The sequence below is a fragment of the Sphingomonas sp. genome (genome assembly GCF_036731925.1).
In the GTDB taxonomy this organism is placed as follows: domain Bacteria; phylum Pseudomonadota; class Alphaproteobacteria; order Sphingomonadales; family Sphingomonadaceae; genus Sphingomonas.
In genome coordinates this window covers 602,779-619,585 of the sequence record NZ_DAINDJ010000001.1, presented here as the reverse complement: position 1 = coordinate 619,585, position 16,807 = coordinate 602,779, and the positions used below count along the sequence as shown (strand labels likewise).

The following is a 16,807-nucleotide window of genomic DNA, read 5'->3' as shown; positions in this document are numbered from 1 at the left end:
CTCCCCTTCACTAGTACGCGTTGCTCGCCATCAACTCGCGAACGTCCGTCAGGTGCCCGGTCACCGCCGCCGCCGCCGCCATCGCGGGCGAGACGAGGTGGGTGCGGGAACCCGGTCCCTGCCGTCCTACGAAATTGCGATTCGAAGTGGAAGCGCAACGTTCGCCGGCCGGCACCTTGTCCGGGTTCATCGCCAGGCACATCGAGCAGCCCGGCTCGCGCCACTGGAAGCCCGCCTCCAGGAAGATGCGGTCGAGCCCCTCTTCCTCGGCCTGGCGCTTGACCAGCCCCGAGCCCGGCACGATCAGCGCCTGGCGGATGCGGTCCGCGACCTTGCGGCCCTGCACCACCGCAGCGGCGGCGCGCAGATCCTCGATCCGGCTGTTGGTGCACGATCCGATGAAGATGTGCTCCACCGGAATGTCCTGCATCGCGGTGCCGGGGGTGAGGCCCATATAGTCGAGCGAGCGCTGCGCGGCGGCGCGCTTCGAGGGATCGGCGAAGCTCTCGGGATCGGGCACGACGCCGGTGATCGGCACCACGTCCTCGGGGCTGGTGCCCCAGGTGATCGACGGCGCGATGTCCGCCGCGTCCAGCGTCACCACCTTGTCGTAGACGGCGCCCTTGTCGGTCGGCAGCGTCTTCCAATAGGCGATGGCGCGATCCCACGCCTCGCCGGTCGGCGCCATCGGCCGGCCCTTGAGATAGGCGAAGGTCTTCTCGTCCGGCGCGATCAGGCCCGAGCGCGCGCCGCCCTCGATCGACATGTTGGAGATCGTCAGCCGCCCCTCGATCGAGAGATTGCGGATCACCTCGCCGGTGAATTCGATGACATAGCCGGTGCCGCCGGCCGCGCCGATCTTGCCGATGATCGCCAGCACCACATCCTTGGCGCTGACCCCGTGGCCCAGCGTGCCGTCGACGCGGACTTCCATCGTCTTCGATTGCTTGAGCAGCAGCGTCTGCGTGGCGAGCACATGCTCGACCTCGCTGGTGCCGATGCCGAAGGCCAGCGCCCCCAGCGCGCCATGCGCCGAAGTGTGGCTGTCGCCGCAGACCAAAGTCGTGCCGGGCAGCGTGAAGCCCTGTTCGGGCCCGACAACATGCACGATCCCCTGCCGCGCATCGAGCGCGTCGATGTAGGGCACGCCGAACTCCGCGACATTGCCGCGCAGCGCCGAGAGCTGGCCTGCGCTGGCCGGATCGGCGATCGGCAGCGGGTTGCCGGCGGCATCGACGCGCGGCGTAGTCGGCAGATTGTGATCGGGCACCGCGAGGGTAAGGTCGGGGCGGCGCACCGTGCGATCGGCCGCGCGGAGGCCGGCAAAGGCCTGCGGGCTGGTGACTTCGTGGACGAGGTGCCGATCGATATAGATCAGGCAGGTGCCATCGTCCCGGCGCTCGACGACATGGTCGGCCCAGATCTTCTCGTACAGGGTGCGGGGTTCACGCGACATGCGCGCGCTTTAATCGAATCGTGCGCGGATGCAAGCTTTGAGGACATTTTCTGCCGCCGAGCAATGCTGGGTGGTTAAGGCCCCCATCTACTGCCCAGCGCAACGAGCGCTCCCCGTCTGCCTCTGGCAAAACATACATTTCCATGCATAACAGGCTCATGAAAGAGCGTGTTCCACGTTGACCACAGACAAACTTCGCAAGGTCGGAGCTTGGAGCGGCTTACTGCTTTGGTTCGCGTATCCGTTCGTATCTTGGCAGGGGAGCATCGACACATTCCAGTATCGCTGCCACCGAGAAGCCGTCACGCGGTACCGTGACCCGTGTTTCAGCGATTACATTCCGATCGTTGAACTGGCAGCCTTTGTCCTGACAATTGCCCTTGCATACCCTTTTGCAAGATTTGCCTTTTCGATTTACGCCAGGGCCGAAGAGCATCGAGGGCGTGGTTGGCGGCTCGCAGGTCGCGCTGGCGGCTCTGGTTACTACCCATCCCTTCAGGTAGCAGCCTTCTTCGGGGTCCTTTGGGCTTGGCTGCACGCGAAGAACTACCCGGCGGCACTATATCCGTATCACATATATTGGGCAGCATGGGCTTGCTGGTTTGTCGCAGGCATCTGGGCAAGTTGGCCCTCCCAACAGGATTGACGGTTACCGCCTCCGCCTATGGCTCAACGCCGAGCCGACACCCCCCGCAGATACCGCTGCACCGCGTCCACCTCGCCGGGCCCGAGTGCATGGAGGTTTTCCTTCACGATCGTGCCCATGAAGCCGATATATCGCCCCCCTGCCCCGACGCCCTCGTGGAGCAGCCGCTGGAAGTCCGCCGGCGCATAGCTCGCAGCCATCGGTGCCAGCGGCGGTACCGAATTGCCGTCATGCGCGCGCGCCTCGGTGAGCGCGTGGCATTCGGAGCACAGCACCTGCGTCCAATACCACCCCGAATCGGCCGGTCGCTTCGCCATCCCGTGCGGCTCCGCCACCACGCTCGGCCGGGTTGCGCCGGTCAGGATCTTCCAGCGGCCGACGGGGCCGAACCAGGTGGTCGCCTGTACGTCTTCGGGTGCGGGCCTGAGGCTGCGGACCCAGGCGATGATCCGGCCGACATCGTCATCCGCAAGGTACGTCATCGACCAGGCGGGCATGATGAAGACCGTCCGCCCCTCCTTGGTCACGCCTTGGCGGATCAGCCGGGCGAGCTCGGCATCCGAATAGCGGGCGGCGCTGCGGGCGATCGGGGGTGGGGCGACCTGCCCCTCGCGCCAGTCGACCGGCGTCCACACCGCACCCTTGCCGTCGCCATGGCAACTCTTGCAGCCCGTAAGCGTCGCAAGCCGCGCTCCTTCCGCCAGCGCCGCGGCATCGTGCGGGACCGCGATGGGCGCCAGTGGCGCGGCATGGCTGCGGCGGATCACCCATTCGGAGGCGCCGTAGAGCGCGCCCGCGCCCAGCAGCGCGAGCGCCGCCACACCAAGCCCCAGCCGCGCCCAGATCCGCATCGCCGTTCCCCCGGAAAGACGGGGCAAAGCTATGCCAGAAGCGCCCCATCTCCGCCACGTTCCTTGGGCGAGACATAGCTGGGATCGTGCGCGAACGGCAGCGGCGTGCCGTCGCGAAGCGCGGCCAGCACCGCGGCGAAATCGGTGTCGCAGCGGAAGCCCAGCACCCGCTCGGCCAACCCGGCATCATAGACCCGGCCGATGCTGCCCGGCAGCGTCCACCCGCGCGCGGCGTAGAGGGCCGGTGCCTCGGGGAAGGCGCGTGCGATCACCGCCGCCGGATCGCGCTTGAGGTCGGCGCAATCCGCGCGAGTGAAGGGCGTGGGCGCGGAGATCACGAACACCCCATGGCCCACCGCGGGCGCCCGCTCCAGCGCGGCAAGGTGCGCGCGCGCGGCATCCTCCACCGTCAGCCTTCGGTGCAGCAACTCGTTCGCCTTGAGATTCTCGCCGGAGGGGACGGCGTGGGTATCGTCGTCCTCGGCGAAGAAGCGGCTCGTGCGCAGCACGATCGTCGCCAGTCCGTGCTCCAGCCACGCGATGCGGCACAGCCCTTCCGCCGCCAGCTTGGTCACGCCGTAGATGTTGCGTGGTTCGATCGGGCCCGCCGTCTCGTCGAGCCACACCGCCGCGTCGCCGGCTTCGTCGCGGATCGCCTGGCTGATCATCAGCGAGGTGGTGGAGGTGAAGACGAACCGGTCATGCCCCGCCGCCTTCGCGCACTCCAGCAGGTTCAGCGTGCCGGCAATGTTCACGTCCACGAAGGTCTGCGCCGGGTAGCGCACGATGTCCGGCTTGTGCAGCCCGCCGGCATGGATCACCGCCTCGATGCCCTGCTCGGCGAACACCCGCTCGACCAGCGCGCGATCGGCAACCGAACCGAGCAGCTGGGTATGCGCGCCCGGCGCAACGTCCAGCCCGGTGACCTGATGCCCTGCTTCGCGCAGCATCGGCGCCAGGAAGCGCCCCAGCCAGCCGGATGATCCGGTGAGAAGTATTCGCATCAGGGGCGGCTCCCATAGTGCCGCGCCAGCACCGCGCAGACGAACAGCTGGAGCTGGTGGAAGATCATCAGCGGCAGCACGATGAGGCTCACCGCACCGCCGGGAAACAGGATCGTCGCCATCGGAATGCCGCTCGCCATGCTCTTCTTGGAGCCGCAGAACACGATGGCGATCTCGTCCTCCTTGGAGAAGCCGAGCTTGCGGCTGCCGATAATCGTCGTGGCGATGACGATGCCGAGCAGCACCGCGTTGAAGGCCAGCACCAGCGCCAGATCGGCCAGCGACACCCGGCCCCACACCCCTGCGACCATGCCCTCGCTGAACGCCGCGTAGACGACCAGCAGGATCGACCCGCGATCAACAGTCATGGTCAGCGTACGGTGCTTGAGGATGAACGCGCCGATCAGCGGCCGCGCCGCCTGTCCCGCCGCGAACGGCAGCAGGATCTGTATTGCGATCGATTCCAAAGAAGAAAGCGAAAACCCCGCACCGCTATTGCTAGGCAGTAGCAACGCCACAAGCAGCGGCGTGATGAGGACGCCGATCAAGTTGGACACCGAAGCGCTGCACAAGGCGGCGGGCACGTTGCCGCGCGCGATCGCGGTGAAGGCGATCGACGACTGCACGGTCGAGGGCAGCAGGCACAGAAACAGGATGCCGAGCGCGATGCCGCCCGGCAGCACCTGCCCGGCCAGTGCATAGGCGCCCAGCCCAAGCAGCGGAAAGAACAGGAAGGTGCAGAGGAACACCGTCAGCTGCAGCCGCCAGTTGGTGAGGCCCGCCCAGATCGCCGCGGGCGCCAGCCGTGCGCCGTACAGGAAGAACAGCAGCGCCACCGCGATCGTCACGGCCTCGTCGGCGATGTTCGCCCACATGCCCCGTGCGGGGAACAGCGCGGCCAGGCCGACCGTGGCCAGCAGCATCAACAGATAGGGATCGATCCAGCGACGAAGGGCAGCCATGCGGATACTCGCACCATTTAAACTGCGCCCGCCCATGCGCGCGGGCGTACGCCCGTGCAAGCGCTCAGGCCGCTGCCGGCACCTGCACCGGATGCAATCCTTCCCCGGCGTCGGCCCAGTCGGTGCGGCGCCGCACGAACGGGTTCAGGAACAGGAAGGGCAGCTTCACGAACAGCAGCTCGGAATGGATGAAGCTGTCCACCGCCCGCTCCCACCAGCGCGGCGCGCGCTTGCCATGCGCCCGCAGCCAGCCGTCATACGGTGCCCAATGGCTCGGCTCATCCTTCTCGATGATGCGGAAGATCCGGGTGAGCACCTTGTCGCTCAGCACCGCCGGATGGTTCAGCAGGATATGCACCTGGCGGTGGCCGCGCTGCTCGGTGAGCGATATCACGCGGCAGAGCTTCTCGAACTGCGCGTCATCCTCGATCAGCGTCCGGGTGTCGAGCGCATCGATCGTGCGACGGAACATGATTTCGACGAAGCGGTCGATATGCCCGCAGGTCCGGTCGACCGTCAGCGGCATCCGGCCCTGCAGCTCGAACCAGCGCTTGAACATCTGATAGTGCTTGCGTTCGTCGGCGCGGTGCTTCTCGATCGCGGCGATCAGCGCGTGATCGTCCGGCGCCCGTGCGCGGACCGCCTCCAGCACCCGATCGATGCTCGTATAGCCGCGATGCTCGTTGTAGATGTAGATCGACCCCAGCAGGTCGAGATAGCGGCGGCGGAAACCGGACAACATCGCCGGACGCTATGCGTCCGGAATGTTTCCGTCAATCAGCCGCCTTGACGAAGAAATGGTCGATCACGTCCTTGGCGAGCCGGGCCGGCCGCTTGGTCTCCGCATCCAGGCAGCACCAGCTGGACTTCACCTCGGCCAGCACCTCGGAGCCGCGGCGGATGATCGTCTCGTAGAAGGCGCGCGCGCCCTGTACCTTTTCCAGCAGCACGGTGGCGACCACGTCGTCTTCCAGAAAGGCCGGGCGGCGATAGGTAATCTCGTGCTTCAGCGCGACCCACAGATGCTCGGCCACGGCCTCTACCGGGGCCAGCGCCTGCCAGTGGCTCACCACCGCCGCCTGTACCCATTTCAAATAGGAGGCGTTGTTCACATGTCCCATGAAGTCGATGTCGTCCTGGGCGACGTCGACCCGGAATTCGAAGGGAATCGCGGTGTTGCTCACCCAGGCATCATAGTACAGATGCGCCGAACAAGCGACCCGTCGGGCGCGGAATCACGAACAATTGCACCGGAGCCCCCTGCCGTAGCGGAAAACGGTCAGGCCGGCCCGATTTCCAGCCGCTTTGCCAGCGTGTCGCGACGCGTGTCGAGCTCATGCCGGGCGCGCTCCAGCAGTTCCAGCTCGGTCGCCTCCAGCAGGTCGTCGACCACACCGCGCAGGTGCCGCCGCATCGCCGCGCGCGCACCGTGCGGATCGCGAGCATGCAGCGCATCGAGAACCGGGCGATGCTCGTCATACCGCGGGTTCACGCCGTTGCGGCGCGCGCGATCGAACATGTTGGCGCAGAGCGGCGAGCGGGTGCGCAGCTCCCACAGATACTCCACCACGCTGCGGATCGCGGCATTGCCGGTCGCATTGGCCACCGCGATGTGGAAGCGGTGATCGGCATCGAACAGCGTCGCATTGCCGGTCGCCGGGTCGGCCATCTCCGCGGCGATCTGGTCGAGCTCGGCCAGTTGCTCGGGGGTGATCGACACCGCCGCCAGCGCCGCCGCCTCGCCTTCGAACAGAATGCGCGCCTCGGTGAGGTCGAAGGCACCGATGTCCAGGTTCAGCGCGTCCTCACGCAAGCCGCCCGAATTGTCGCGGTGCGTGACGTACAGGCCGGAGCCATGCCGCGCCTCGATCCAGCCTTTCATCTCCAGCGCGATCATCGCCTCGCGGATCGTCGGGCGGCTGACCTTATATTCCTCGGCAAGATCCCGTTCGCCGGGCAGCCGGGTGCCGCGCGCCCAGCGGCCGCCCTCGATACCGTCGGCGATCGACGCCGCAACACGCTGGTAGAGTTTGCTTCGGTTGAGTTTCATCACCCTATCTATTAGGCGAGCGGCGGGTTTTCGCAAAGCCTCTGGCCTTACCAATCAATCCCGAAACCGATCAGGCACATAGCGATGCGGATCGAGCAAGGGGGCCTGGCCGAGCATCAGCTGGCAGGCCAATTGTCCGGCCGCCGGCGCGGTCTGGATGCCGAAGCCTCCCTGCCCGGCGCACCAGAAGAAGCCGGGCGTCGCCGGATCGAAACCATAGACCGGCCGCCGATCGGGCGCGAAACTGCGCAGCCCGGCCCAGCGATGCTCAAGCGCTGCGACACGCCAGTCCACCACCCGCTCGAAGCGATCGATCGCGGTGGCGACGTCGATCTCCTCGGGCGCAGCGTCGCAGGGTGGGCTGTCCACTTCGTCATGCGGCGTGAGCCACAGGCGGCCGCCCGCTTCGGGCTTGAAGTAGAAGCTGCCGCCCAGATCGCTGACCAAAGGGCATCCCGCCGGAGGCGCGGGATCGGTGCGCAGCTGCACCATGGTGCGGCGGTAGGGCCGAAGGCCGATGGGGGCCGCGCCGGCCAGCGCCGCGACCTGATCCGCCCAGGCACCGGCCGCGTTGACGAGGAGATCGGCGGCGAAAACTCCGCTCCGCGTCTCCAGCCGCCACGAACCCGCCGCCCGCGCTGCGCCGACAAGCGCGGCCGAGCACCGCAGCTCGGCCCCCGCTGCCCGGGCGCGGGCGAGGAAATGCTGATGCAGTGCGGCCACGTCGATATAGGCGCAGCCCGGCTCGTGCACCCCCAGCGACCAGCCCTCGCGCAGGCCGGGCACGATCCTGCGCGGGTCCACGGGCTCCAGGGCTACGCCGCTGCCCTCGAAGGCCGCCAGAAAGGCATCCACCCGGCGCTGGTCGCCCGTCCGGGCGACGTGCAGTTCGCCCAGCGGATCGAGAAACCCGCCGTCGCGCAGCATCGGCCCGGAGGCGGTGGTGAGCGGCTGGACGTCCGGCCCGCCATAGGTCTCGGACCAGAAGGCGGCCGAACGTCCCGTTGCATGATAGCCGGGCCGATCCTCGGCCTCGAGCAGCAGCACCCGTGCGTGCGGCGCAAGCTCTGCGGCAAGGCTGGCCCCCGCGATGCCGGCGCCGATGATCGCAACGTCGAACCCGTTCACCGGCGCGGCGCCCGCGTTTCGAGAAAGCGGTCAATCGCGGCAAGCGCACGGTTCCGCACGGGATCGGCCTCCCGCAGGATCTCGTGCGCGCTCTCCGGCCCGAAGCGGAGCACATCCGCGTCCGGCAGCCGCGGGGCGATCCGCAGCGCGGCGCGGGCGTCCACCAGCCCATCCGCTTCCGCGACGAGCAGCAGCAGCGGCGTATGCACCGCCTCGACCGGCGCTGCTTCCAGCGCCGCCATCGATCGGAACGCCTCGACCAGCCACTGCCAGCTTGGCGGACCGGTCAGCAGCGCGCGGTCCTGCGCCTGCCACCAGAGCTCGTCTGCATAGCGATCGGGATCATGGGTCAGCAGGTTGGCCCGGGTCTCGGTCGTATAGGGCTTCTCGTTGCCCTTCCACGCGGGGCGACGCGGGTCGCCGAGTCGCGAGAGGAGCCGCGCCATCGGCGGCGCCAGCCAGCCCAGCGCACTGCGCACCCCGAGCATGGGCGCAACCAGCACCGCCGCGTCGGGGGCGATCGCGCCGTCGACCAGTCCACGCAGCACCAGATGGCCGCCCATCGAATGGCCCATCACCACATGCGGGCCGGGCGTATCCGCCATCCAGGCAGCGACGAAGGCGCGCAGGTCGGCGATATAGGTCCCGAAATCGTCGATATGGCCGCAATTGGCCTTGGGCGTCAGCCGCCCCGAGCCGCCCTGCCCGCGCCAGTCGAAGGCGGTGATGGTCCAGCCCGCCGCGTGCCAGTGCGCGAAGCTTTCCAGATATTTCTCGAACACGTCGCCGCGGCCAGTCTGGAACAGGATGCTGCCGCGTGGGCTGTCCCCCGCCGGCCAGTGGAAGCGGCGGAGCGGCCATCCATCGGGCGCCGGCCAGCGGTCCACCACCGCATCTGGGGGAAGCTGACGGGAAACATTCCGGGAAACTGCCATGTTGCGTGGTTACGGTTTCGTAAGCCGGTCCGTCTACCCACTTGGGCCATGGGGGCGATCTTCCAGGCCTGTCTGCTCGGCGTGCTCGCGCTGCTTCTGGTGTCCGCCGGGATCGAGGACATTCGCTTCCGGACGATCGCCAACGCCAAGAATGCCGCGATCGCGCTGGGCGCACCGCTGTGGTGGTGGGCGACCGGCATGGCGCTCTGGCCGGACATTGCCATCCAGATCGGATGTGCCGCGCTCGTCTTCGGGCTGTTCGTCGCGGTGTTCGCCTTCGGCATGATGGGCGGCGGCGACGTGAAGCTGATCGGCGCGCTGGCGCTGTGGCTGCCGCTGGCGCCGTTGCTGCGGATGCTGGTGCTGATGTCGCTGCTCGGCGGGGTGCTCACCCTAGGGATGCTGCTCCACGCCAAGCTGCGCCGGCCAAGGCGCGATGCGCCCATCGAGGTGCCGTACGGCGTGGCGATCGCCATCGGCGCTCTGATTGTCCTGTACGAACCGATTCTTAACCGGATTGGATGATACTTAACGCCGCCACAACCGGGTCGGCCAAAGAGTTCGAGAAGGCGTAATTCAGCATGGACGCACGTAGGCTGTTGCTGCTCGTGGGAGCGTTGGTGGTCGCGGCCGTGACCGCGTTCATGGCGCGCAGCCTGGTGCTCGGATCGGGCGCCCCTGCCGCCGGCGCGATGGCAAACGGCGTCGCCGCGGCTCCGCCTCCGCCGGTCAACACCACCGAAGTACTCGTCGCGAAGCGGGCGCTGCCCGTGGGCACCATCCTCGACGCCACCGCGCTGGAGTTTCGCCCCTGGCCCAAGGACCTAGTGCAGGGCGCCTATTATGTCCGCGCCGAAAGCGATCCCGCCAAGCTGCAGGGCACCGTCGTCCGCTTCGCAATTCCCGCCGGCCAGCCGGTAACCCAGGGCGCACTGGTCAAGCCCGGCGACCGCGGCTTCCTGGCCGCAGCTCTGGGCCCGGGCATGCGCGCGGTCACCGTCCCCGTGTCGGCGCAGAGCGCCGTGGCAGGGTTTGTCTTCCCCGGCGATCATATCGACCTGATCCTCACCCAGACGGTGATCGGCGAGGGCGCGCCGCTGCGCGCATCGGAGACGGTACTGCGGAACCTGCGCGTGCTTGCCACCGACCAGCGCACCGACAAGCAGACCGACGACAAGGGCAAGACCGTGGTCACCGCCTATTCGACCGTCACCGTCGAAGCGACGCCCAAGATCGCCGAGAAGATCGCCGTCGCCCAGACCGTCGGCACCCTCTCGCTGTCGCTGCGCTCGCTGGCCGACACGCAGAGCGATCTCGACGAGGCGATCGCCAGCGGCGCGGTGAGCGTGCCCGACGATCCCAAGAAGGAAAAGGCGTTCCTCGCCCGCGCCACCAGCCGCCCGCAGGACGAAAGCGACTCCTACGTCACCGGCGCCGACGTCTCGCGCTTCCAGCGCCGCACCGTGCCGTCGAAGGAAGCCGCGCCCGCCGGCATGATGGCCTCGGCCCCGGTATCGGCGGCCGGCGCACCCGTGGCGGCGCAATCGATCGGCCCGGTGGTGCGCGTCGTGCGCGGCAGCGATGCCAGCCTCGTCCCCGTTGGCGGAAAGAACTGAAAATGCAGCGCACCCTCCCCCTCGGCGCGGCGACCCTCGCCCTGCTGCTCGCCGCCCAGCCGGCGCTCGCCCAGAGCCATACCGCCAAGCCGGTCGCCCGCATGGCGCAGCTGCCCGCCGGCAGCCAGCGCCCGGCCCGCGAAGTGCTGCTCTCGATCGGCGAGGGCGAGCTGGTCACCCTGCCCGCCGCCGCCGCGAACGTGTGGACGTCGAACCCCGGTGTCGCCGACGTCTATGTCGCCAGCACCCGGCAGATCCACCTCTATGGCAAGGCCTTTGGCGAGGCGACGGTGTTCGCCACCAGCGCGAGCGGCGCGATCGTCTATTCGGCGAACGTCCGGGTCAGCCAGAACATCAGCAGCATCGACACGATGATGAAGGCGGCGATGCCCGATTCGGACATCACCGTGACGACCGTGGGCCAGATCGCCGTGCTCAACGGCACCGTGCGCTCGCCCCAGGACAGCGAACAGGCGCAGCGGCTCGTCACCAGCCTGCTCAACCCCGGCATCAACCTCAATGACGCAAACGTCGCGCTGAAGATCGGCGTGGTCAACCGGCTGCGCACCGCGACGCCGCTGCAGGTGCAGCTGCAGGTCCGCTTCGCCGAGGTGAGCCGCAGCTTCGTCAAGAACCTGAACGTGAACCTGACCAACCGCGACCATGGCAGCTTCCTGTTCGGCATCAACCAGGGCAAGCAGGGGTCGATCACCAACTGGACCGGCGAGACGCAGGATCCGGCGAGCGGCGCGATAAAGGGGGGCAAGGTATTCACCTTCCCCAGCCCCAGCACGGGCAACACGCTGCTGGGCGCCGCCGGGCATTTCCTCGGCACCGATCTGCTCGCCAGCCTGGATTTCGGCGAGACGATCGGTCAGGTCTCCACCCTCGCCTCGCCCAGCCTCACGGCGCTTTCGGGTGAGACGGCCAATTTCCTGGCGGGCGGCGAGATCCCCATTCCGATCGCCCAGGCGCTCGGCACGACCACGGTGGAATACAAGCAGTATGGCGTCAGCCTTGCCTTCACGCCCACCGTGCTGGCGGACGGCCGCATCTCGCTGCACGTACGGCCGGAAGTGTCGCAACTTTCCTCCTCTGGCGCGGTGACGCTGGCCAACACCACCATCCCGGCGCTCACCACCCGCCGCAGCGAGACGACCGTCGAGCTGGGCTCGGGCGAGAGCATGGTGATCGGCGGCCTGCTCCAGAACACGCACAACAACTCGATCACGAAGACGCCCGGCCTCGGCGACATGCCCATTCTCGGCGCGCTGTTCCGATCGAACGCGTTCCAGCGCAACGAGACCGAGCTGGTGATCGTGATCACCCCCTATCTGGTCCGCCCGGTCAACGCGAACCAGATCCGCCTGCCGACCGACGGCTACAAGGCGCCGAACGACTTCGACCGGATCTTCATGGGCGAACTGGCCGGCGGCAAGAGCGGCGGCGAACGGCCGATGCCGTCGATGGCGCCGTCCAGCGCCGCGCCCGCAAGCGACGCCCTGGCGCCTGCCCCGATCGCGCCGCCCGCCCCGGCGCGCAAGTCCAAGAATGCCGCGGCCGCACCGGGCTTCGGCCTGTGATGCGCCCCTCGAGGAGAACCGCCTTGTTCCCGCGTCCCGCTCTCGCCCTTCTCGCCCCCGCGCTGCTGCTGGCGGGCTGTGCCGGCTATAACGGCAGCCTTGATTCGGTGCACCAGCCGGTCGTCAGCCGTCAGGACCTGACGCTGGACCTGCAGGCCGATGGCGGGCGGCTCGCGCCCGGCGAGGAACGGCGCCTCGCCGAATGGATGGGCGCGATGAACCTGCGCTACGGCGACCGTCTCGCGATCGACGATGGTGGCGAGGGCAGCACCGGTCGCGCCGAAGTGGCGGCGGCGGCGGGTCGCTACGGCCTGATGCTTGCGGATCGCGCGCCTGCCACCGGCCGCCCGGACACCCCCGATATCGTGCGCGTGGTGCTGACCCGCACCACCGCCGCCGTTCCCGGCTGCCCCGATTATGCGCACCCCAGCGGGATGACGGCGGACGCGAGCACCAGCTCCAATTTCGGCTGCGCCACTGCGTCCAACCTCGCCGCGATGGTTGCCGATCCCGCCGATCTCGTACGCGGCGCGCCCGGCTCCCCCACGGCCGATCCGATGACGATGACCAAGGCGATCGGCGCCTATCGCGCGGCCGTTCCGTCGGGCGCAGGCGGCGCGACGGTGAAGGCAGATTCGGCCGGAGGCCCGAAGTGAACGCACCCTTCAACCCTGCCCGCGCTGCAAGTCGCGAGCCGTTCGCCGGCTTCGTCTGCGACGAGGCGACCGCAGAGCTGATGCGGCCGATCGCCGTCGAGCTCGGCTGGTCGCCCGAAAAGGTCAACAAGGGCGGCCTGCGCAACGCGGTGCAGACGCTCGCCGTCTCCGCCAGCCCGCACATCCTGTTCGTCGACCTGTCCGAATCGGGCGATCCGCTCAACGACATCAATGCGCTTGCCGAAGTCTGCGAGCCGGGCACGATCGTGCTGACCGCCGGCGCGGTCAACGATGTGCGGTTGTACCGGGACCTGATCGCCAGCGGCATCCAGGATTATCTGCTGAAGCCGATCAACCCGGACATGCTTCGGGACGCCTTTCTCCAGGCGCAGACCGCGCTGGCCGCGCCGAAGCAGAGCGAGGCAAGCGTCGGGCGGCCGCACTGCGCAGCGGCGGTGATCGGCACCCGCGGCGGCTGCGGTGCGACCAGCATCGCCACCTCGCTGGCGTGGCTGATGGGCGAGCGGCAGGGCCGCACCACCGCGCTGCTCGATCTCGACGTGCACTTCGGCACCGGCGCGCTGGCGCTCGACCTCGAACCCGGGCGCGGCCTGACCGATGCGATCGAGAACCCAAGCCGAATCGACGGGCTGTTCATCGAACGCGCAATGGTGCGCGCTTCCGAACGCCTGGCGGTGCTTTCGGCCGAGGCGCCGATCAACGCGCCGATGACCGGCGACGGCGCCGCCTTCTACCAGCTGCAGGAAGAAATCCGCGGCGCGTTCGAATGCACCATCACCGATCTGCCGCGGCAGATGCTGGTGCAGCACCCGCACCTGATCGCCGACATGCAGGTGGCGGTGCTGGTCACAGAACTCACGCTCGCGGCCGCGCGCGACACGATCCGCCTCCTCAGCTGGTTCAAGTCCAACGCGCCGCAGACCCAGCTCTTCATCCTCGCCAACAAGATGCAGCAGCCCGCGATGCTCGAGATCAGCCGCAAGGACTTCGAAGGCTCGATCGAGCGCCAGATCGACTTCGTCGTGCCCTTCGAGCCGAAGATCGCCAGCCAGGCCGCCAAGCTGGGCAAGGCCATGGCCGAAGTGGGCCGCACCCATCGCGGCCTTGCCCCGATCGGCGAGCTCGCCCGCCGGATCCTGGAGATCACCGATGCCGGCGAGGACGGCGAACGAAAGGCCATCGCCAAGGGCGGCTCGCTGCTCAGCAAGCTCGGCGACCTGAAGGCGCTGATGGCGAGCAAGAAGAAGTAGCCGGCCGATGCCGCTGCTGCCGCTCCTGATGCTGGGCCTGGGCGCCGCCGCGGTGCTGGTGCTGCTGGCCTTCGCGCTGTCGGGTCCCTCGGCACAGCGGGCCAGCGCGCGGCGCCTGACGTCGCTGCGCGACCGCCATATGGTAAGCGCCACCGGCGCGAATGCGATGGAAGCGCAGCTGCGCCGCATCTCCACCGCGCAGGCCAGCGGCTTCGATCTCACCTTTGCGCGGCTGCTGCCGAACCAGGAACAGCTGGAAAAGCGGCTGGCGATGACCGGCAAGAGCTGGACGCTCGGCCAGTACGGCCTTGCCACGCTGGGGCTGGTGCTCGCCGTCTTCGCGCTGCTGCTGTTCGAAGGCGCGCCGCTGCTGCTTTCGCTGGTCTTCGGGTTGTTCGTCGGGCTCGGCGTGCCGCACTTCGTCGTTGGATTCCTGATCAAGCGGCGCGTGGCGAAGTTCACCACCCATTTCCCGGACGCGATCGACCTGCTGGTGCGCGGTTTGCGCTCGGGCCTGCCGGTGACCGAGACGATCGGGGTGGTCGGCTTCGAGATGCCCGGACCGGTGGGCGAGGAATTCCGCGCGATCAGCGACAAGATGAAGATCGGCCGCGCGCTGGACGCCGCGCTGCAGGAAACCGCGGACCGGCTGGGCACGCCGGAATTCCAGTTCTTCACGATCACCATCCAGATCCAGCGCGAGACCGGCGGCAACCTCGCCGAAACGCTCAGCAACCTGTCCGACGTGCTGCGCAAGCGCGCGCAGATGAAGCTGAAGATCAAGGCGATGTCGTCGGAAGCCAAGGCCTCCGCGTTCATCGTCGGCGCGCTGCCCTTCATCGTGTTTGGGCTGATCTGGTCGATCAACAACGAATATATGACCAAGTTCTTCCTCGATCAGCGCCTGATGGTCGCCGGCGGGGGCGGGCTGATCTGGATGGCGCTGGGCGCCTTCATCATGGCCAAGATGGTCAATTTCGAGATCTGACGGCGATGGAACCCACCGGCCCCACCCTGCTCGGCATCGACGTCACCTGGGTCGCGACGATCCTGTCGGCGATCGCGGCGTTTTCCGTGCTCGTCGCCATCTATGCCGCGACGACGGTTCGCAACCCGATGTCGCGCCGGGTGAAGGCGCTCAATGAGCGGCGCGAACAGCTCAAGGCCGGCATCGCCGCCGCCCCGTCCAAGCGTCGCGCCAAGCTGGTCCAGCGCAGCGACACCACGGACCGCATTCGCAACCTGCTCAGCGCGCTCAAGGTGCTGCAGGACGAACAGGTCAAGGTGGCGCAGGTAAAACTGCTCCAGGCCGGCATTCGCCGCCGCGAATGGGCGGTGGGCGTGATCTTCGGCCGGCTGGTGCTGCCGATCGTGATCGGCGGGCCCATGCTCTACTTCGTCTACGGCACCGGCTTGTTCGCCGACTGGACCCCGCTCAAGGCCTATGGTCTGGTCGCCGGCAGCTTCATCCTGAGCTACAAGGCGCCCGATCTCTACCTGAAGAACCGCATCCAGAAGCGCAGCGACGCGATTCGCAAGGGCCTGCCCGATGCGCTGGACCTGCTGGTGATCTGCGCAGAGGCCGGCCTCACCGTGGACGCGGCGTTCAGCCGCGTCGCCAAGGAACTGGGTCGCGCCTATCCCGAGCTGGGCGAGGAGTTCTCCCTGACCGCGATCGAGCTTGGCTTCCTCACCGATCGGCGCGCGGCGTTCGAGAACATGGCAATGCGCATCAACCTCGAGGCGATCCGCGGCGTTGTCACGACGATGATCCAGACCGAGAAGTACGGCACCCCCCTCGCCTCCGCATTGCGCGTGCTTTCGGCAGAATTCCGCAATGAACGGATGATGCGCGCCGAGGAAAAGGCCGCCCGGCTGCCCGCCATCATGACGGTGCCGCTGATCCTGTTCATCCTGCCCGTGCTGTTCATCGTGATCCTGGGCCCCGCCGCCTGCTCGATCAATGATTCGCTGATGCATTGAAGCGGACGGAACCTTGGGCGGCGCAGCAGGTTATGGGCGGGATGCCCGGAGCCTGACTTATGAACGACTTACCCTACACTACCCCGCTTCAGTTCATCGGTCTCGCGCTTGCCCTGGTGGCAGGCTGGCTGCTCGGCATGGCCAGCAGCAGGAGTGGTCACCGCTGGCGGGAGCGCTATGAAGCCGAGCGCGATACGCACCAGGCGCTGCGCGAGGAGCTGGCCACCGCCAACACCCGGATCCGCGATCTGGAAGCCGCCAACTCGAAGCTTGAGCGCACGCTGGCCGATCGCCGCCCGGCCGCGCCGGTGGCCGATGCCGCGCCCGCCAAGCGGGACTCGGCCATCCGCAGCTGGTTCTACGGCGGCACCGACGTGCTTGCCCGCATCCGCGGCATCGACGAGCATCGCGAGCGCCAGCTCAACCAGCTCGGCATCCAGCACTTCCGCGACATCGAGGAACTGCCCCGCGGCGACGAGCTGCCGCTGGAGGAGCGCCTCGGCCTCCCGCACGGCACGATCGTCGACGAGCGCTGGCGCGAACAGGCAGCCCTGCTGCGCGCCGGCGATACCGACGAACACGCCCGCAGGTTTGGCCACCACGCCTGATCGTGCCGTACCGCCGGCCCGAGATGGAACGCCCAGACAGGGGCACCTTCGAGATACC

General features: G+C 68.0%; 17 protein-coding genes. 8 read left to right on the top strand and 9 right to left on the bottom strand.

The genetic code is table 11. The annotated features are described in order from the left end of the window. Positions 1–10: 10 nt before the first annotated feature. The 9 genes from leuC to V7E00_RS03075 all read right to left on the bottom strand — a co-directional run bounded on the left by leuC (position 11) and on the right by V7E00_RS03075 (position 9,032). Complete coding sequence (gene leuC / locus V7E00_RS03115) at positions 11–1,456, bottom strand: 3-isopropylmalate dehydratase large subunit (RefSeq protein WP_333571220.1); 1,446 nt, start codon at positions 1,454–1,456, stop codon at positions 11–13. Between the two features lie 669 nt (positions 1,457–2,125). Further along, positions 2,126–2,953 carry a c-type cytochrome gene (locus tag V7E00_RS03110; RefSeq protein ID WP_333571219.1) on the bottom strand — a complete coding sequence of 276 codons (828 nt, stop codon included), beginning with the start codon at positions 2,951–2,953 and terminating at the stop codon, positions 2,126–2,128. A 29-nt stretch (positions 2,954–2,982) separates the two neighbouring features. Continuing rightward, positions 2,983–3,957, bottom strand: coding sequence for an NAD-dependent epimerase/dehydratase family protein (locus tag V7E00_RS03105; protein WP_333571218.1), 975 nt, complete (start codon positions 3,955–3,957; stop codon positions 2,983–2,985). Next, positions 3,957–4,919 (bottom strand): bile acid:sodium symporter family protein, encoded by a 963-nt coding sequence (locus V7E00_RS03100; RefSeq protein ID WP_333571217.1) that lies wholly within the window; start codon positions 4,917–4,919, stop codon positions 3,957–3,959. The genes V7E00_RS03105 and V7E00_RS03100 overlap by 1 nt, the downstream gene beginning before the upstream one ends. 64 nt (positions 4,920–4,983) lie before the next feature. Then, positions 4,984–5,661 carry a ferritin-like domain-containing protein gene (locus V7E00_RS03095; RefSeq protein WP_333571216.1) on the bottom strand — a complete coding sequence of 226 codons (678 nt, stop codon included), beginning with the start codon at positions 5,659–5,661 and terminating at the stop codon, positions 4,984–4,986. Between the two features lie 31 nt (positions 5,662–5,692). Continuing rightward, on the bottom strand, positions 5,693–6,103 hold the full coding sequence (locus V7E00_RS03090; RefSeq protein WP_333571215.1) for an acyl-CoA thioesterase: 411 nt from the start codon (positions 6,101–6,103) through the stop codon (positions 5,693–5,695). Positions 6,104–6,198: 95 nt separating this feature from the next. Next, positions 6,199–6,969 (bottom strand): FadR/GntR family transcriptional regulator, encoded by a 771-nt coding sequence (locus tag V7E00_RS03085; RefSeq protein ID WP_333571214.1) that lies wholly within the window; start codon positions 6,967–6,969, stop codon positions 6,199–6,201. A 54-nt stretch (positions 6,970–7,023) separates the two neighbouring features. After that, on the bottom strand, positions 7,024–8,097 hold the full coding sequence (locus V7E00_RS03080; protein ID WP_333571213.1) for an NAD(P)/FAD-dependent oxidoreductase: 1,074 nt from the start codon (positions 8,095–8,097) through the stop codon (positions 7,024–7,026). Beyond that, positions 8,094–9,032: an alpha/beta hydrolase gene (locus tag V7E00_RS03075; RefSeq protein ID WP_333571212.1), complete on the bottom strand. Its 939-nt coding sequence runs from the start codon at positions 9,030–9,032 to the stop codon at positions 8,094–8,096. The genes V7E00_RS03080 and V7E00_RS03075 overlap by 4 nt, the downstream gene beginning before the upstream one ends. A gap of 48 nt (positions 9,033–9,080) precedes the next feature. Between V7E00_RS03075 and V7E00_RS03070 the strand changes: the two genes are divergently transcribed. Genes V7E00_RS03070 through V7E00_RS03035 form a run of 8 tightly spaced genes read left to right on the top strand, consistent with a single transcriptional unit; the run spans position 9,081 to position 16,749 of the window. Next, on the top strand, positions 9,081–9,557 hold the full coding sequence (locus V7E00_RS03070; protein WP_333571211.1) for an A24 family peptidase: 477 nt from the start codon (positions 9,081–9,083) through the stop codon (positions 9,555–9,557). A gap of 56 nt (positions 9,558–9,613) precedes the next feature. After that, entirely contained in the window at positions 9,614–10,648 is a 1,035-nt protein-coding gene (gene cpaB / locus V7E00_RS03065; RefSeq protein WP_333571210.1) for a Flp pilus assembly protein CpaB, read from the top strand. 2 nt (positions 10,649–10,650) lie between these two features. Beyond that, positions 10,651–12,231: a type II and III secretion system protein family protein gene (locus V7E00_RS03060; RefSeq protein WP_333571209.1), complete on the top strand. Its 1,581-nt coding sequence runs from the start codon at positions 10,651–10,653 to the stop codon at positions 12,229–12,231. Between the two features lie 23 nt (positions 12,232–12,254). Next, complete coding sequence (locus tag V7E00_RS03055) at positions 12,255–12,887, top strand: CpaD family pilus assembly lipoprotein (protein WP_333571208.1); 633 nt, start codon at positions 12,255–12,257, stop codon at positions 12,885–12,887. After that, complete coding sequence (locus tag V7E00_RS03050) at positions 12,884–14,158, top strand: AAA family ATPase (RefSeq protein WP_333571207.1); 1,275 nt, start codon at positions 12,884–12,886, stop codon at positions 14,156–14,158. Before V7E00_RS03055 ends, V7E00_RS03050 begins: the two co-directional genes overlap by 4 nt. 7 nt (positions 14,159–14,165) lie before the next feature. After that, positions 14,166–15,146, top strand: a complete 981-nt coding sequence (locus tag V7E00_RS03045; RefSeq protein ID WP_333571206.1) for a type II secretion system F family protein — start codon at positions 14,166–14,168, stop codon at positions 15,144–15,146. 5 nt (positions 15,147–15,151) lie between these two features. Further along, positions 15,152–16,141: a type II secretion system F family protein gene (locus V7E00_RS03040; protein ID WP_333571205.1), complete on the top strand. Its 990-nt coding sequence runs from the start codon at positions 15,152–15,154 to the stop codon at positions 16,139–16,141. Between the two features lie 59 nt (positions 16,142–16,200). Further along, positions 16,201–16,749, top strand: coding sequence for a hypothetical protein (locus V7E00_RS03035; protein ID WP_333571204.1), 549 nt, complete (start codon positions 16,201–16,203; stop codon positions 16,747–16,749). Positions 16,750–16,807 lie beyond the last annotated feature (58 nt).

Coding starts and splice junctions, on each gene's coding strand:
- leuC (WP_333571220.1), bottom strand. CDS start 1,456: ATGTCGCGTGAACCCCGCACCCTGTACGAGAAGATCTGGGCCGACCAT.
- V7E00_RS03110 (WP_333571219.1), bottom strand. CDS start 2,953: ATGCGGATCTGGGCGCGGCTGGGGCTTGGTGTGGCGGCGCTCGCGCTG.
- V7E00_RS03105 (WP_333571218.1), bottom strand. CDS start 3,957: ATGCGAATACTTCTCACCGGATCATCCGGCTGGCTGGGGCGCTTCCTG.
- V7E00_RS03100 (WP_333571217.1), bottom strand. CDS start 4,919: ATGGCTGCCCTTCGTCGCTGGATCGATCCCTATCTGTTGATGCTGCTG.
- V7E00_RS03095 (WP_333571216.1), bottom strand. CDS start 5,661: ATGTTGTCCGGTTTCCGCCGCCGCTATCTCGACCTGCTGGGGTCGATC.
- V7E00_RS03085 (WP_333571214.1), bottom strand. CDS start 6,969: ATGAAACTCAACCGAAGCAAACTCTACCAGCGTGTTGCGGCGTCGATC.
- V7E00_RS03075 (WP_333571212.1), bottom strand. CDS start 9,032: ATGGCAGTTTCCCGGAATGTTTCCCGTCAGCTTCCCCCAGATGCGGTG.
- V7E00_RS03070 (WP_333571211.1), top strand. CDS start 9,081: ATGGGGGCGATCTTCCAGGCCTGTCTGCTCGGCGTGCTCGCGCTGCTT.
- cpaB (WP_333571210.1), top strand. CDS start 9,614: ATGGACGCACGTAGGCTGTTGCTGCTCGTGGGAGCGTTGGTGGTCGCG.
- V7E00_RS03060 (WP_333571209.1), top strand. CDS start 10,651: ATGCAGCGCACCCTCCCCCTCGGCGCGGCGACCCTCGCCCTGCTGCTC.
- V7E00_RS03045 (WP_333571206.1), top strand. CDS start 14,166: ATGCCGCTGCTGCCGCTCCTGATGCTGGGCCTGGGCGCCGCCGCGGTG.
- V7E00_RS03040 (WP_333571205.1), top strand. CDS start 15,152: ATGGAACCCACCGGCCCCACCCTGCTCGGCATCGACGTCACCTGGGTC.
- V7E00_RS03035 (WP_333571204.1), top strand. CDS start 16,201: ATGAACGACTTACCCTACACTACCCCGCTTCAGTTCATCGGTCTCGCG.